This is a genomic window from Bradyrhizobium sp. CCBAU 65884, assembly GCF_028128835.1.
Taxonomy (GTDB): Bacteria; Pseudomonadota; Alphaproteobacteria; order Rhizobiales; family Xanthobacteraceae; genus Bradyrhizobium; species Bradyrhizobium ottawaense.
This window is the reverse complement of sequence record NZ_LBJU01000132.1, coordinates 43982-58900: the sequence shown is the minus strand read 5'-3', so window position 1 is coordinate 58900 and position 14919 is coordinate 43982. Positions and strand designations below refer to the sequence as shown.

15 protein-coding genes are annotated in these 14919 nt (G+C 64.5%); 5 read left to right on the top strand and 10 right to left on the bottom strand.

Features of this window, described 5'->3' with window-relative positions:
- Window positions 1-70 precede the first annotated feature (70 nt).
- The 9 genes from XI03_RS35080 to pqqA all read right to left on the bottom strand — a co-directional run bounded on the left by XI03_RS35080 (window position 71) and on the right by pqqA (window position 9026).
- Window positions 71-1918 (bottom strand): 2-oxoacid:acceptor oxidoreductase subunit alpha, encoded by a 1848-nt coding sequence (locus XI03_RS35080; protein ID WP_028145653.1) that lies wholly within the window; start codon window positions 1916-1918, stop codon window positions 71-73.
- Window positions 1888-3687: an FAD-dependent oxidoreductase gene (locus XI03_RS35075; protein WP_152102462.1), complete on the bottom strand. Its 1800-nt coding sequence runs from the start codon at window positions 3685-3687 to the stop codon at window positions 1888-1890. The genes XI03_RS35080 and XI03_RS35075 overlap by 31 nt, the downstream gene beginning before the upstream one ends.
- Before the next feature lie 236 nt (window positions 3688-3923).
- Complete coding sequence (locus tag XI03_RS35070; protein ID WP_271594647.1) at window positions 3924-4601, bottom strand: DUF4286 family protein; 678 nt, start codon at window positions 4599-4601, stop codon at window positions 3924-3926.
- Between the two features lie 24 nt (window positions 4602-4625).
- A complete protein-coding gene (pip, locus tag XI03_RS35065; RefSeq protein ID WP_271594646.1) occupies window positions 4626-5612 on the bottom strand; it encodes a prolyl aminopeptidase in 987 nt (328 codons plus the stop codon).
- A complete protein-coding gene (pqqE, locus tag XI03_RS35060; RefSeq protein ID WP_028145649.1) occupies window positions 5602-6801 on the bottom strand; it encodes a pyrroloquinoline quinone biosynthesis protein PqqE in 1200 nt (399 codons plus the stop codon). Before pqqE ends, pip begins: the two co-directional genes overlap by 11 nt.
- Complete coding sequence (pqqD, locus tag XI03_RS35055; protein WP_028145648.1) at window positions 6798-7109, bottom strand: pyrroloquinoline quinone biosynthesis peptide chaperone PqqD; 312 nt, start codon at window positions 7107-7109, stop codon at window positions 6798-6800. The genes pqqE and pqqD overlap by 4 nt, the downstream gene beginning before the upstream one ends.
- Window positions 7110-7121: 12 nt before the next feature.
- Window positions 7122-7901, bottom strand: coding sequence for a pyrroloquinoline-quinone synthase PqqC (gene pqqC, locus XI03_RS35050; RefSeq protein WP_038950958.1), 780 nt, complete (start codon window positions 7899-7901; stop codon window positions 7122-7124).
- Complete coding sequence (gene pqqB, locus XI03_RS35045) at window positions 7898-8827, bottom strand: pyrroloquinoline quinone biosynthesis protein PqqB (RefSeq protein WP_271594645.1); 930 nt, start codon at window positions 8825-8827, stop codon at window positions 7898-7900. The genes pqqC and pqqB overlap by 4 nt, the downstream gene beginning before the upstream one ends.
- 118 nt (window positions 8828-8945) lie before the next feature.
- Complete coding sequence (gene pqqA, locus XI03_RS35040) at window positions 8946-9026, bottom strand: pyrroloquinoline quinone precursor peptide PqqA (protein WP_271594822.1); 81 nt, start codon at window positions 9024-9026, stop codon at window positions 8946-8948.
- 249 nt (window positions 9027-9275) lie between these two features.
- On the opposite strand from pqqA, the gene XI03_RS35035 reads away from it, so the two are divergent.
- From XI03_RS35035 to tarD, 5 genes are all read left to right on the top strand, one after another.
- Window positions 9276-9533, top strand: coding sequence for a DUF6894 family protein (locus tag XI03_RS35035; protein WP_026202038.1), 258 nt, complete (start codon window positions 9276-9278; stop codon window positions 9531-9533).
- A 200-nt stretch (window positions 9534-9733) separates the two neighbouring features.
- Window positions 9734-11134, top strand: a complete 1401-nt coding sequence (locus tag XI03_RS35030; protein ID WP_271594644.1) for an amidase family protein — start codon at window positions 9734-9736, stop codon at window positions 11132-11134.
- Window positions 11135-11136: 2 nt separating this feature from the next.
- Window positions 11137-11613 carry a glutathione peroxidase gene (locus XI03_RS35025; protein ID WP_038950953.1) on the top strand — a complete coding sequence of 159 codons (477 nt, stop codon included), beginning with the start codon at window positions 11137-11139 and terminating at the stop codon, window positions 11611-11613.
- Window positions 11610-11867, top strand: coding sequence for a DUF3297 family protein (locus XI03_RS35020; RefSeq protein ID WP_018318553.1), 258 nt, complete (start codon window positions 11610-11612; stop codon window positions 11865-11867). The genes XI03_RS35025 and XI03_RS35020 overlap by 4 nt, the downstream gene beginning before the upstream one ends.
- A gap of 137 nt (window positions 11868-12004) precedes the next feature.
- Window positions 12005-13174: a D(-)-tartrate dehydratase gene (tarD, locus tag XI03_RS35015; RefSeq protein ID WP_271594643.1), complete on the top strand. Its 1170-nt coding sequence runs from the start codon at window positions 12005-12007 to the stop codon at window positions 13172-13174.
- Between the two features lie 174 nt (window positions 13175-13348).
- On the opposite strand, the gene XI03_RS35010 is transcribed toward tarD, so the two are convergent.
- Window positions 13349-14701 (bottom strand): malonyl-CoA decarboxylase, encoded by a 1353-nt coding sequence (locus XI03_RS35010; RefSeq protein ID WP_028145642.1) that lies wholly within the window; start codon window positions 14699-14701, stop codon window positions 13349-13351.
- Window positions 14702-14919 lie beyond the last annotated feature (218 nt).

Below are 14919 nucleotides of genomic sequence, written 5' to 3'. Positions count from 1 at the left end.
GCCGGGAAGAAGAAAGGCGTGGATGCCCGGATCAAGTCCGGGCATGACGATGGAGAGAGCAACGCGTCGGTCATGACACGGCCTTGCGGAGCGGGGTCACCTTGAGGTGATCCTGGTGGTCGCCAATGGCTTTTGCGATGAAACGGGCGGTGATCGGCGAGCCGTCATAGTGCACGATCGGCACGAGGCGCACCGGGTCGATGCCGTTCTCGTTGACGATCAGCTGGCGGAGCTGGCTGTCGCGGTTCTGCTCGACGACGTAGACGAAATCGTGCTCGGCGAGGAAGCTCGCCACGCTCGAATGGAACGGGAAGGCGCGGATGCGCAGGCGGTCGAGCTGATGCCCGCGCGCTTCCAAAAGGCCGATCGCCTCGTCCATTGCCGGCGAGGTCGAGCCGAAATAGATCACGCCGTATTTGGTCGGCCGTTCCGCATTGGCCTGCAGCGGTCGCGGCACGAGGTCCTGCGCGGTCTCGAACTTGCGCATCAGGCGCTGCATGTTGTCGGCGTAGACCGAGCCTTCCTCGGAGTAGCGCGCATAGCGGTCCCGCGAGGTGCCGCGGGTGAAATAGGAGCCCTTGGTCGGGTGCGTGCCGGGATAGGTGCGGTAGGGGATGCCATCGCCGTCGACGTCGAGATAGCGGCCGAAGTCGCGCCCCTCTTCCAGCATCTCCTCGGTCATCACCTTGCCGCGGTCGTATTGCCTTGCGTCGTCCCATTTCAGCGGGCGGCAGAGCCGGTGGTTCATGCCGATATCGAGGTCGAGCATCAGGAAGATCGTGGTCTGGATACGCTCGGCGAGATCGAACGCGGCGGCCGCGAATTCGAAGGCCTCGGCGGGATCCTCGGGGAACAGCAGCACATGCTTGGTGTCGCCGTGCGAAGCATAGGCGCAGGCGATGATGTCGCATTGCTGGGTGCGGGTCGGCATGCCCGTCGAGGGGCCGGCGCGCTGGATGTTCATGATCACGGCCGGGATCTCGGCGAAGTATGAGAGGCCGATGAACTCGGTCATCAGGGAGATGCCGGGGCCCGACGTCGCGGTGAAGGCGCGGGCGCCGTTCCAGGACGCGCCGATGACGATGCCGATCGAGGCCAGCTCGTCCTCCCCCTGGACGATGGCGTATTTCGCCTTGCCGGTCTCAGGATCGTGCCGGTATTTCTTGCAGTGCGCGGTGAAGGCTTCGGCCACCGAGGAGGACGGCGTGATCGGATACCACGCGCATACCGTGGCGCCGCCATAGACGGCGCCGAGCGCGGCGGCGCTGTTGCCCTCGATGAAGATCCGGTCGCCGACCTTGTCCGACTTTTTCACCCTGAGGCCAATCGGGCATTTCAAATTCTGCAGCGCCCAGTCGCGCCCCAAATGCAGCGCATGGACGTTGGAGGAGAGCAGCTTTTCCTTGCCCTTGTATTGCTCGCCGATCAGCTGCTCGATCAGCTTCGGGTCCATGTCGAGCAGCGCCGAGAGCGCGCCGAGGTAGATGATGTTCTTGAACAGCTGGCGCTGGCGCGGATCGGTGTAGGTCGAGTTGGTGATGGCGGTGAGCGGCACGCCGATTACGGTGATATCGTCGCGGAATTTGGTCGACGGCATCGGCTTGGTGGAATCGTAGAACAGATAGCCGCCGGGCTCGATGCCGGCCACGTCCTTGTCCCAGGTCTGCGGGTTCATCGCCACCATCATGTCGACGCCGCCGCGGGCGCCGAGATGGCCGTCCTCGGTCACCCGCACCTCGTACCAGGTCGGCAGGCCCTGGATGTTGGAGGGGAAGATGTTGCGTGGGGACACCGGGACGCCGTGCCGCAGGATCGCGCGCGCGAACATCTCGTTGGCGCTGGCCGAGCCCGAGCCGTTGACGTTGGCGAAGCGGACGACGAAGTCGTTTACGCTGCTGATCGGCTTTTTGTCGGGCATGTCGAACCTGCGTGGGTCATCTCGATGAAATATTTTTGCATGTCCCAGGCGCCGGTGGGACAACGCTCGGCGCACAGCCCGCAATGCAGGCAGACGTCCTCGTCCTTCACCATTACGCGCCCGGTTTTGAGATCCGAGGAGACGTAGAGGTCCTGGTCCGGATGCGGCGAGGGTGCCTTCAGGCGCTGGCGCAAATCGCTTTCCTCGCCGTTGCCGGTGAATGTGATGCAATCCATCGGGCAGATGTCGGCGCAGGCATCGCACTCGATGCAGAGCGAGGTCGAGAACACGGTCTGGACGTCACAATTCAGGCAGCGCTCGGCTTCGCCCAACGCCAGCTTGACGTCGTAGCCGAGCTCGACCTCGGCGCGGATGTCCTTCAGCGCGATCACCTTGTCGCGATGCGGCACCTTGTAGCGTTTGTCGATCGAGATGTCGTTGTCATAGCTCCATTCGTGGATGCCCATCTTCTGCGATGAGACATGCACGTCGGGCAGCGGACGCTCGGTAATGTCCTCGCCCGAGAGCATCTTGTGGATCGACAGCGCGGCGTCATGGCCGTGCGCCACCGCCCAGATGATGTTCTTCGGGCCGAATGCAGCATCGCCGCCGAAGAACACCTTTGGATTGGTCGAGGCGAATGTCTTGGGATCGACTTTGGGCATGTGCCATTTGTCGAACTCGATGCCGCAATCCTGCTCGATCCAGGGGAAGGCGTTCTCCTGGCCGACCGCGACCAGCACGTCGTCGCAGGGAATGGTCTGATCGGGGTCGCCCGAAGGCACGAGGTTACGGCGGCCCTTGGCGTCAAATTCGGCTTTGACGTGCTGGAAGGTGACGCCGATGAGCTTGCCGGCGACGTGCTTGAATGCCACCGGCACCATGTAATTGAGAATCGGAATATCCTCGTGGATTGCGTCCTCCTTCTCCCACGGCGAGGCCTTCATCTCCTCGAAGCCGGAGCGCACGATCACCGTGACTTTCTCGCCGCCGAGGCGGCGCGCGGTGCGGCAGCAATCCATCGCGGTGTTGCCGCCGCCGAGCACGATCACGCGCTTGCCGATCTTGTCGACATGGCCGAATGACACGTTGGCCAGCCATTCGATACCGATATGGATGTTGCCCGCCGCTTCCTTGCGGCCGGGAATGTCGAGCTCGCGGCCGCGCGGTGCGCCGGAGCCGACGAAGATCGCGTCGTATTTCTCCGCGAGCAGCGACTTCATGCTCTCGATGCGGTGGCCGCCCTTGAAGTCGACGCCGAGACCCAGGATGTAGCCGGTCTCCTCGTCGATCACCGAATTGGGCAGGCGGAATTTCGGGATCTGCGTGCGCATCATGCCGCCGGCTTCGGGATCGGCATCGAACACGGTGCAGTGATAGCCGAGCGGCGCCAGATCTCGCGCCACCGTCAGCGAGGCGGGGCCGCCACCGACGAAGGCAACGCGCTTGCCGTTCTTCGGCGAGGGGCGCGGCAGGCGCTGCCTGATGTCGTCCTTGAAATCGGCGGCGACGCGCTTGAGCCGGCAGATCGCGACCGGCGTCTCCTCGACGCGTCCGCGGCGGCACGCCGGCTCGCATGGACGATCGCAGGTGCGTCCCAGAATTCCGGGAAACACGTTCGATTTCCAATTGATCATATAGGCGTCGCTGTAGCGGCCTTGTGCGATCAGTCGGATATATTCGGGAACCGGGGTGTGCGCAGGACAGGCCCATTGGCAATCGACCACTTTGTGAAAGTAGTCGGGGGCCGCGATATCGGTCGGTTTCATTCCTACCCTGTCCGCGCAGGCTCAAAGACCCGGCGGCCTCTTCTGAGCTTGGCGAACGCTTAACGCGCTGCGATCTGGTTTCTGAATGACGTCATTGGGTTAGCTTATTAGAACCTTTCCGAAGTACAACGGCAAAGTTCGGCGCGTCCCCGCTTTCATGGGAGCTACGCGCGCACAGCATTAACGGCCGCGCGCGATGCGCGTGCGGTGCAATATGTTGCGATGCAGATGGTTGTTCAGCCGCGCGCGATATCGCTCTTCGCGAGATCCCACATCAGACCGTATGTGCCGACGGAGACGGGCAGCGGGAAGGGCGATGCGGCAGGGCCGGTGAAGCGCTCGGCAATCACGGCCGAGACCGCGCCAACATGCGTGCCGTCGATCAGCACGAACCAGTCGCGGACGCCTTCGTTGCGCACCGCCGGAATGTCCGCTGTCGCGCCGGACAATTCCGGCTCGCTCTCGAGCAGATGCATGGAGATGATGCCGTCGCGCTTCTCCGGCGCCAGCTTTTCTTGCAGTGCATCACGCCATGCGCCGGCATTGTCGGGCGTCGGCCGCAGGCGCACCACGCCGAGCGCAGCGCCGCGGCCGGTGCCGTTGCTGATGGTAATGCGCGCGACGACACGGAGCATGTCCTTGAAATGCGCCATGCTCCGCCGCGACCATTCGGTCTGGTTGGCCAGCCGCGCCCGATAGGCGGGACTGTCGAGCACGTCGAGCGTCGCGGTCGAGTACAGCGAGAGATATTTGGGATTGGCGGCATGCGCGACATAGCGCCGCGCTTCCAGAAAGCCCTCGATCGCGACGCGCTCTTCCAGATGTTCGCGATCGTACCAGCGGTTGAAATCGGCCTCATTGGCTGCGTCGATATTCATCGACGTCAGCAGCATGCCCTTTCCGGCGAGCGGCATTTTCTTGTTGTCCTTTTTCGCGCATTAGCGCGCGGCCTTCGACGCAAGGTCGGCAATCGACTTCATGACCGCATCCCTCACGCCGGCATCATAGAGCGAATGTCCGGCTTCTTCCACGAGGCGAAGCTCGGAACCCGGCCAAACTTTCGCGAGCGCGTGTGATGTCTCAGGGGGGCACAACAGGTCGTAGCGGCCCTGCACGATAATGCCGGGAATGCCGGCGAGCCGGTCCGTGTTCCGCAGCAGCTGGTCTTGGTTCATGAAGCTGTCGTTGCTGAAGTAATGCGCCTCCATGAATGGCGTCGCCGGCAGCGTGCGCCAGACGTTCAGTGACGCCAGGTCCAGCCGCGTCTTGGCCGCCTTGTGCTCCGACAATGCGCGCTCGGTGTCGTGCCAGGCGCGGGCCGCGGGTCCGTGAACGGCCGGATCGGCATCGAGGATGCGGCGATAATAGGCTTCCACCGGATGCGCGCGTTCCCCGGGCGGCAGCACGCTCAGAAAATCCTCGTAGAGCGCGGGATAGAATTGCGGCAGGCGTACCGTGAAGGCCGTCTCGACCTCCGCCCGCGTGCCCAGAAAGGTTGCACGCAGCGCGATGCCGCAGACGCGCTCGGGATGGGCCTGCGCGTACGCCAGCGCCAGCGTCGCGCCCCAGGAGCCGCCGACCACCATCCAGCGCTCGAAGCCGAACTTGTCGCGGATTTTCTCCATGTCGGCGATCAGATGGGCCGTGGTGTTGTGCTCGCGCGATCCCTTGGGACGGCTGCGGCCGCAGCCGCGCTGGTCGAACAGCACGGCGCAGAAGCGATCAGGGTCGAACAGCCGGCGATGATCGGGCTGGCATCCGCTGCCGGGCCCGCCGTGCAGGTAGACCGCGGGAATGCCGCCGCTGCGACCGACGCTCTCGACATAGAGCTCATGGCCGTCGCCGACGTCGAGCATGTCGGAGGTCAGCGGCGCAAACGGATCGGCGCGCCTCGCGGCTGTGCCAGCGTCGGCGTCAGGCCCCATTCTCGGATTCCAGGGTGCCGCCGGCGAAGTTGCGATAGAGGAAGCGGCTGGTCTCGCCCTCGGCCTCACGCTCGGCCTGCTTGAAGATGGTTTCGTGCAGCGGCGACAGTGCGCAGGCGGGATCGGTGTTGGCGGCATCGCCGGTCAGCGCAAAGGCCTGGCAGCGGCAGCCGCCGAAATCGATCTCGCGGAATTCGCAAGACTTGCACGGCTCCTTCATCCAGCCGGTGCCGCGATAGCGGTTGAAGGCCTCGGAGTTCTGCCAGATCCAGGCGATCGAATGGTTGGAGCGCACCGACTCGAAGTCGAGCCCGGTGATGCTCTCGGCGGCGTGGCAGGGCAGCACCTTGCCGGCGGGCGAGATGTTGAAGAACTGACGGCCCCAGCCGCCCATGCATTTCTTCGGCCGCAGCGCGTAGTAATCGGGAACGACGTAGTCGATCGCAAGCGTGCCCTTCAGCCGTTCGCGCGCCTCCTCGACGAGGCGGGTACATTCGTCGAGCTGCGCCACCGTCGGCATCAGCGCGGCGCGGTTCTTCAACGCCCAGCCGTAATACTGCACATTGGCGACCTCGAGCCGGTCGGCGTCGAGATCGACGGACATCTGGATGATGTCAGGCAGCTGGTGCAAATTCTGCCGGTGCATCACCGCGTTCACGGTGAGCGGCAAATCGAGCTCGCGCGTCCACTTTGCGACCTCGAGCTTCTTGCGGTGGCCGCCCTTGTAGCCGGCGACGCGATCGGCGAGGCCTTCCTCGATGCCCTGGAACGAGATCTGCACATGGCAGAGCCCGGCATCGGCGAGATCGCTGAGCTTCTCGCGCGTCAGCAGTACGGCCGAGGTGATCAGGTTGGTGTAGAGGCCGACGTCGCTGGCATGCTTGACGAGGTCGACGAGGTCCTTGCGCGCCGTCGGCTCGCCGCCGGAGAAATGCACCTGCAGCACGCCGATCTCGGCGAGCTCGCTCAAGACCTTCTTCCATTCCTCGGTGGTCAGCTCCTTGCCCGAGCGATCGAGCTCCACCGGGTTGGAGCAGTAGGGGCATTGCAGCGGGCAGCGATGGGTGATCTCCAGCAGCACCGCGAGCGGAATGCCAAAAGTCTCCGCTGTTGAGCGCTGCTTCTCCAGCACCGCGAGGCTGTCGCTGGCGTTGGGCGGGACGGTGGGATTGCCGAGCACATCGCTCATGACGTCTTCTCCCGGGCTTCCGTGAGAAAGCCCTTGTCGGCGAGATCCTGCAGCATGACGATGACATCGGCCAGGATCGCCTCGCGCGGCGCGGCGTATTTGACCGCCAACGCGTCCGCAATGTCGCCGACGCTGCGCTCGCCGTTGCAGAGCTGCAGGACCTCGACTGCGATCTCGTCCGGGGCCAGCACACGTTCCGGCGCCAGGATCACCCAGACCTTCCGCGTCTCATCATATTTCAGCTTGGCATGCCGCGGCAGCACCGGGCGGCTTGCCTCGCTGACGCTGATGTTCCGCGGCCCGGCCATTCCAGTTCCTCTTCAGCTCGCTTTGGGCACGAACGCGCCCGGCGGAATGTTGCCCTCGACATAGGCGTGCTGGAGCGCGTCGAGCTGCACCCATAGCACGTTGGTCTTGAAGATCAGCGCGTTGCAGACGGAGGCGCGCTCTTCCGGCGTCCTTGCATGCGCCTTGACATAGTCGAGCGCAAAGCCGGCATCGCGCGGCGCCTGGGTCAGGCGACGCTTGAAGTAGCTCATGATGTCAGGATTGACGAAATCATAGTGCTCCAGCATGCCGGAGATGCGTTCTTCATGCAGATTTGGCGCGAACAGCTCGGTGAGCGAGGAGGCGATCGCCTCCAGCGGGCTCTTCTCGCGGCAGTAGTGGACGTAGGCTTCGACCGCGAAGCGCGTCGCCGGCAAGATGCCTTCGGTCGATTCCACGTAAGCCGTGTCGAGCCCGAGTCCTTCCGTCAGCTTGATCCAGCGCTCGATGCCGCCCTCGGAGCCGACATCGCCGTCATGGTCCTCGATGCGATGGCGCCATTCCAGGCGCGTGGCGCGGTCGCGGAAGCGCGAGATCACCACCGCGTCCTTGATCGGGATGGTGCTCTGGTAATAGTAGCGGTTCAGCGCCCAGGCCTGCACCTGGCCCTTGTTCAGCTTGCCGCCGTGCAGCAGCTTGTGGAACGGATGCAGGCTGTGATAGCGCGTCGCCCCGATATGGCGCAGCGCCGCCTCCAGCTCCTCGGCGCTCGTGAGCTTGATGTCCTTGCCGATCGAGAGCGCAGTCATTCCAGTCATTGACGCCGCATTCACAGCACGATCTCCGTTCCATCCGCCGGTATCTGCCAGCCCGCCTGCTCAGCGGCCTTGCGCTCGGGTGAGGCAGGCAGCAGCGCCGGGTTCGAGTTATTGATATGCAGAAATATCTTCCTGTCGATAGCAAGGTCGGCCAGCCGTGCGATGGCGCCGTCGTCGCCGGACATGGCGACATGTCCCATGCTCTTGCCGGTCTTGTGGCCGAGGCCGCATTTGATCATCTCGTCGTCCTGCCAGACCGTGCCGTCGAAGAACACGAGCGAAGCGCCGTCGATCTCGGCCTTCAGCGCGTCGGTCACCTCGGCGCACGCCGCGATGAAGTAGAAGCACTTGCCGGTCGCCTTGTCGGTGATCTTCAGGCCCAGCGTGTCGCCGTCGCCGCTCTCGCCACCGGGATGCGCCTTGCCTTCCAGATACCAGGCCGACTTGCCCGGGACTGCGAAGGCCAGCACTTCCAGCCCGGAGCGCGCGCCATCCGGTAGCCGCGGTTCGAACGGCTCGCTGATGTCGATCGGCTGGCGCCGCACGTTCTTTTCGTTCAGCACGTCGAAGATGCTGTTGCTCTTCAGGATCGCCAGCACCTTCTCGTGCGCATAGACCGTGAAGGGCGAGCCCTCGCGCATCGAGAGCAGGCCTGCCACCGCATCCACCTCGCTGTTGGTCAGGATAACGCCTGCGATCGGCGTATGGCGCAGCGCGCCCGCTTTGGGGTGCAGCTGCGGCGTGGCATTCAATTGCTGCCGCAGGTCCGGGGAGGCATTGATCAGGAACCAGTACTCGCCGTCGCCGCTGAAGGCGACCGAGGCTTGGGTTCTCAAGAGTTCATGGCCGTTCTCACGGGCCGCCCGGCAGCCCTCGCAGCCGCAATTCCATTGCGGCACTCCGCCGCCGGCTGCGGCGCCCAGGACGACGACGCGAAGCATGATCCGTCTCCTGGAAGCAATGTCACGGAGGTGGATCTCAGGCCGACACGATTTCCATCATTCGGAAACCGGTCGTGACCGAAAGACCCACCTGCGCTGAACGCAGATCACCAACCGCTTACTTGCGGTTGGCGCTCACATACATGTTGATTTCCATGCCGCAGGGCACTTCGACGATCTTCGGGGCTTTCCAGGCCATTTTGGCACTCCATTTTCGCGAATTCGGACGTATCCGCCCACCCGTTAAATTAATGCGCGCCGAGAAGTTCGCCAGTGAAATTTTCCCGAGAAGCCCATGTTGCGCCGCGAAAAAAAGCCCTCGGGAACGCCACTTCTGGGGCGCTGCCTTGCGTTCGGCGCATTCGGTCGCGAACCCTGTCCTGATAAAGCAGTTGTGAGTGCAGTGCAGCTTTCAATCCGGTACAGGCGACCCAACTGGATTTCGATGATGCCCAGATACTACTTCAACACCCGTATCGGCGACGAACTGATCGTGGATCCCGAAGGCGAGGACCTGCGCAACCCCGACCGCGCCTGGGAGGTCGCCCGCCAGATGATCCTGGAGGTGGTGAAATCCGAGGGCACCCAGCGCGCCCTGCTGGACGCCGTGATCGAGGTGACCGACGCCGAAGGCGAGATCGTGCTGGAGTTCCCCTTCACCGAGGCGCTGCTGGACATCCCGGACGCGTCCGCGACGCGGCACTAGCCCACACTCCCTCCCCGTCATTGGCCCTTGCGACGAAGCAATCCAGACTGCCTCCGCGGAGGGATTTCTCGATTGCTTCGCTGCGCTCAGGATTCAATGACGAGGCGCCACCCGGCACCCCAGCGCCTTCGCCCCTGCGAAATCCGCATGGCTTTGCCGCGTTCCCGGCGCTAAAAGACGCGGGTTACACGGAGCAAGCCATGCAAGATCTCTGGCGCCTGTCGGCTGCCGACCTCGCCATCCTCGTCAAGTCCAAAAAGGTGTCCGCCAAGGAGGCCGCCAAGGCCGGTCTCGCCCGCCTGGACGCCGTCAATCCCCAGCTCAATGCGGTGATCGACCACCGGCCGGACGACGTGCTCAAGCAGGCCGACGCCGTCGATGCCGCCATCGCGCGGGGCGAGGACCCCGGCGTGCTCGCGGGCGTGCCCGTCACCATCAAGGCCAATGTCGACCAGGAGGGCTTTGCAACCACCAACGGCCTCAAGCTCCAGCGCGATTTGATCGCGCGCGAGGACAATCCGGTGGTCGCCAATTTCCGCAAAGCCGGCGCCATCCTGCTCGGCCGCACCAATTGCCCGGCCTTCTCCTATCGCTGGTTCACCACCAACCTCGTCCATGGCGACACCAAGAACCCGCGCGATGCTTCGCTGACCCCGGGCGGTTCGTCCGGCGGCGCCGGTTCGGCGGTCGCGGCCGGCATTGGCCACATCGCCCACGGCACCGACATCGCCGGCTCGATCCGCTATCCCGCCTATGCCTGCGGCGTGCACGGCCTGCGCCCGACGCTGGGCCGCATCCCCGCCTTCAATCCGGCACTGCCGGAGCGCCCGATCGGACCGCAGATCATGGCGGTCTCGGGTCCGCTGGCGCGCACCGTCAACGACCTCAGGATTTCACTGGCTGCGATGTCGGCCCGCGACATCCGCGACCCCTGGTTCGCACCGGTGCCGCTCGAAGGCCCGGCGCGGGACAAGCGCGCCGCGCTCTGCCTCAATCCGGACGGCCTTGCCACCACGCCCGAAGTGAAGGCGGCGGTGAGCGATGCGGGCAAGCGCCTCGAGCGTGCCGGCTGGACGGTCGAGGCGATCGAAAACACGCCGTCGATGCGCGAGGCGGTCGAGTGGCAGATCAAGCTTTGGCTCGGCGACGGCTATGAAGCGCAGCTGGAGATGGCCGAGCGCGAGGGCGATCCCGGCGCGCTGGCGTGCCTGCGCGGCAATCGCGGCAGGGTCACGCCGATGGATCAGGCCAATTACGCCAAGGCGCTGACGCGGCGGGCCACTCTGACCCGCGACTGGATGCTGTTCTTCGAAAAATACGCGGTGCTGCTGACGCCGGTGTCCGGCGAGCTGCCGTTCCCCGATCATCTCGATCGCAAGGACGATGAGTCCTTCAAGCGCGTCTGGGAAGCGCAGCTGCCGCAGATCGCCATTCCCTTCATGGGTCTGCCGGGCCTCGTGGTCTCCACGGGTCTGGTCGGCCAGGCGCCCGTCGGCGTGCACATCGTCTCCGGCCGCTACCGCGAAGACCTCTGCCTGCTCGCAGGCGAAGCGATCGAGGCGGGCGGCGTGCCGCCGTCGCCGATCGATCCCGTGGGTTAGCGATGTCCGCGATCTACGATTTCAAGGCCAACTCGCTTGCGGGTGAGGAGGTTGCGCTCCGCCGCTTCGAGGGGCAGGTGCTCCTGATCGTCAACACCGCGAGCAAATGCGGCTTCACGCCGCAATATCGCGGTCTGGAGGATCTGCATCGCGATCTCTCGCCGCGCGGCTTCTCCGTGCTCGGCTTTCCCTGCAACCAGTTCGGCGCGCAGGAGCCGGGGCAGGCGAGCGAGATCCAGGCGTTCTGCTCGACCAATTACGACGTCACCTTTCCCCTGTTCGAGAAGATCGACGTCAACGGCGCCCATGCGCACCCTCTGTATGAGTACCTGAAACACCAGCAATCGGGCCTGTTAGGGGCCTCCATCAAATGGAATTTCACCAAATTCCTGGTGGACCGTACCGGCAAGGTGATCGCGCGCTACGCGCCGACCGCACGGCCGGAAGGATTGCGGAATCAAATCGAGACCCTGTTATGAGCGAGACAATCATGAGCGATGAATTTCCGGACCGCCTGTCGGTCGATCCGAACAGCCCCTATTACAACGCAGACATCCTGGCGCGCGACGTCGGCATCCGCTTCAAGGGCGTCGAGAAGACCAATGTCGAGGAATACTGCATCAGCGAAGGCTGGGTCCGCGTCACCGCCGGCAACGCCAAGGACCGCCACGGCAACCCGCTGACCATCAAGGTGCACGGGCCGGTGGAGCCGTATTTCAGGGATAAGAAGTGACGGCGAAGCCGTCATTCCCGGGCGATGCGAAGCATCGAACCCGGAATCTCGAGATTTCCCGGTGCGCAATTGCGCACCTGAGGTCAGGTCCTTCGGACCATCCCGGAATGACGGGCTAACAAATCGAAAGGCCCCCCATGTCCGTCCGCATCGTCGACGTCCGCGAGATCACCAAGCCGATCTCATCGCCGATCCGCAACGCCTATATCGACTTCACCAAGATGACGACGAGCCTCGTCGCCGTCGTCACCGACGTCGTTCGCGACGGCAAGCGCGTGATCGGCTACGGCTTCAACTCCAACGGCCGTTACGGGCAGGGCGGCCTGATCCGCGAGCGTTTTGCCTCGCGCATCACCGAGGCCGATCCGAAGTCGGTGCTGAATGCGGCCGGCGACAATCTCGACCCCGACAAGGTCTGGGGCGCGATGATGACCAACGAGAAGCCCGGCGGCCACGGCGAGCGCTCGGTCGCAGTCGGCACCATCGACATGGCGGTGTGGGACGCGGTGGCGAAGATCGCGGGCAAGCCGCTGTTCCGCCTGCTCGCCGAACGGCACGGCGTCAAAGCCAATCCGCGCGTGTTCGTCTACGCCGCCGGCGGCTATTACTATCCCGGCAAGGACCTCTCGATGCTGCGCGGTGAGATGCGCGGCTATCTCGATCGCGGCTACAACGTCGTGAAGATGAAGATCGGCGGCGCGCCAATTGAAGAAGACCGCACCCGCATCGAGGCGGTGCTGAAGGAGATCGGCAAGGACGCGCAGCTCGCCGTCGACGCCAATGGCCGCTTCAACCTGGAGACCGGCATCGCCTATGCCAAGATGCTGCGCGACTATCCCTTGTTCTGGTACGAGGAAGTCGGCGATCCCCTCGACTACGCGCTGCAGGCCGCGCTCGCCGAATTCTATCCAGGCCCGATGGCCACAGGCGAGAATCTCTTCAGCCACCAGGACGCCCGCAATCTGATCCGCTACGGCGGCATGCGCCCCGATCGCGACTGGCTGCAATTCGACTGCGCGCTGTCCTACGGCCTGTGCGAATACCAGCGCACGCTGGAGGTGCTGAAAACCCACGGCTGGTCCCCCAGCCGCTGCATCCCGCATGGCGGCCACCAGATGTCGCTCAACATCGCCGCCGGCCTCGGCTTAGGCGGCAACGAGAGCTACCCCGACCTGTTCCAGCCCTACGGCGGCTTCCCGGATGGCGTTGGCGTCGAGAACGGCCACATCACCATGCCGGACCTTCCGGGCATCGGTTTTGAAGGCAAGTCGGATCTCTACAAGGAGATGAAGGCGCTGGCGGAGTAGGGTCGACGGCGTCTCCAACAACTCGGTGTCGTCCCCGCGAACGCGGGGACCCATAACCCCAGGGAGAGGTTATGGAGCGGGCCGGCAACTCCGAATCTTCGCCAAACCCAACCCTGTGGCTTTGGGTCCCGGATCAGCGCTTCGCTTGTCCGGGACGACGACTGAGTTTGCGGCTTACGACAATCGCATGTCCAGCAGCCGCCTTCCTTCGCCCTTCAGCAGCTTCTTCACCGCGCTCGACGCCACCACCTCGCCGTCATTCGCGTAGGCCTCGTGGTTTTTCTCGATGTCGTCGAGGCGATAGAGGTAGTTGACCATCACGCCGGCGGATTCCCGCACGCCCTTCGGCGAGAGATCGCCGAGCCAGTTGATGCGCTCCAGCCTTGCGCCGTTGCCGAGATGGAAGCGGGCGACGGAATCGATCAGCTTGCCCTTCGGCGTGCGCGCCTTGAGGAAGTAGTGCGCCGCGAGCGGCTCGATCACGGCGCGGAGCTGTGCCGTCGTCTCGGGGCTCTCGAACCATTTGGGGTCGTCGAGGCGCTTCAGCACCTCGCGGTCCTCGTCCGACAGCGGCAGGTCCTTGTCCTGCTTCAGCCATGGCATGAAACCCGGCACCGGCGACAGCGTCACGAAAGTGTCGAGCTTGGGCGTTTCGCGGCGCAGCTCCTCGACCACCTGCTTGATCAGGAAGCTGCCGAAGGAGATGCCGCCAAGACCGCGCTGGGTGTTGGAGATCGAATAGAACACGGCGGTGCGCGCGCGCTCGATCGGCAGATACTGGCGATCGACCGCGAGCAGCGGCGCGATCGCGCCGGGGATCGTCTCGGTCAGCGCCACCTCGACGAAAATCAAGGGCTCGTCGACCATCGCGGGATGGAAGAAGGCGTAGCAGCGGCGGTCGACCGGATCGATGCGGCGGCGCAGATCGTCCCAGTCGGAGATCTCGTGCACGGCCTCGTAGCGGATGATTTTTTCGAGGATGTTGGCCGGGGTCGACCAGTCAATCCTGCGCAGCACGAGAAACCCCCTGTTGAACCACGAAGAGAGAAGATGCGAGACGTCGCGATCGAGCGCGGCGAGCTCGGTGTGGCCGTTCATCATGCCGAGCAGATCGGCGCGCATGTTGACGAGATCGCCGGTGCCGCCGGGCGCGCGGTTGAGGCGGCGGATCAGCTCCTGCCGCCGCGGCTCCGAGGCGAAATGCAGCGAGCTCGCGTCCTCGTCGCTCGGCGCGGCGCGCCATTTCTCGATCGCCTTGGACAGGCGCTCCCGGTCCGGGCCGAAATCGCGCACCAGTCCGTCGAAGAAGGCGCGGCGTCCCGCCGCATCCAGCTCCCGGTAGATGTCGAGCACCTCACGCGCGATGGCGATGCCCGATGCCTCGCCCCGGCCCGACAGCAGCGCGTCGCAGAGATCGATCAGCCCGTCGGCGTCCCGTCTGGTGTCGGCGGAATCTCCCCGACGAAGCAGCGTGCGGCCGCGCTCGGAGATCGTGGCGAGCAGGTCGGAGAAGAAGGCGTTGGCCATCGGGACTTTCGTGTCGGGTTTGTGCGTTGCGGAAGCTTACACGGGATTTGGGCAGAAACCGATCACAATCAAGCCGAGGAATGCGGCAACTTTAGTTGGGCCGTGCGTCTGGAGAATGCCGGCATGCCTGCCTCCGCGGCAATGCCACCGAGGGCACCGCTACCGTAGGGTGGGCAAAGGCGCACTTGCGCCGTGCCCACGATCTCTCTCGATTGCGA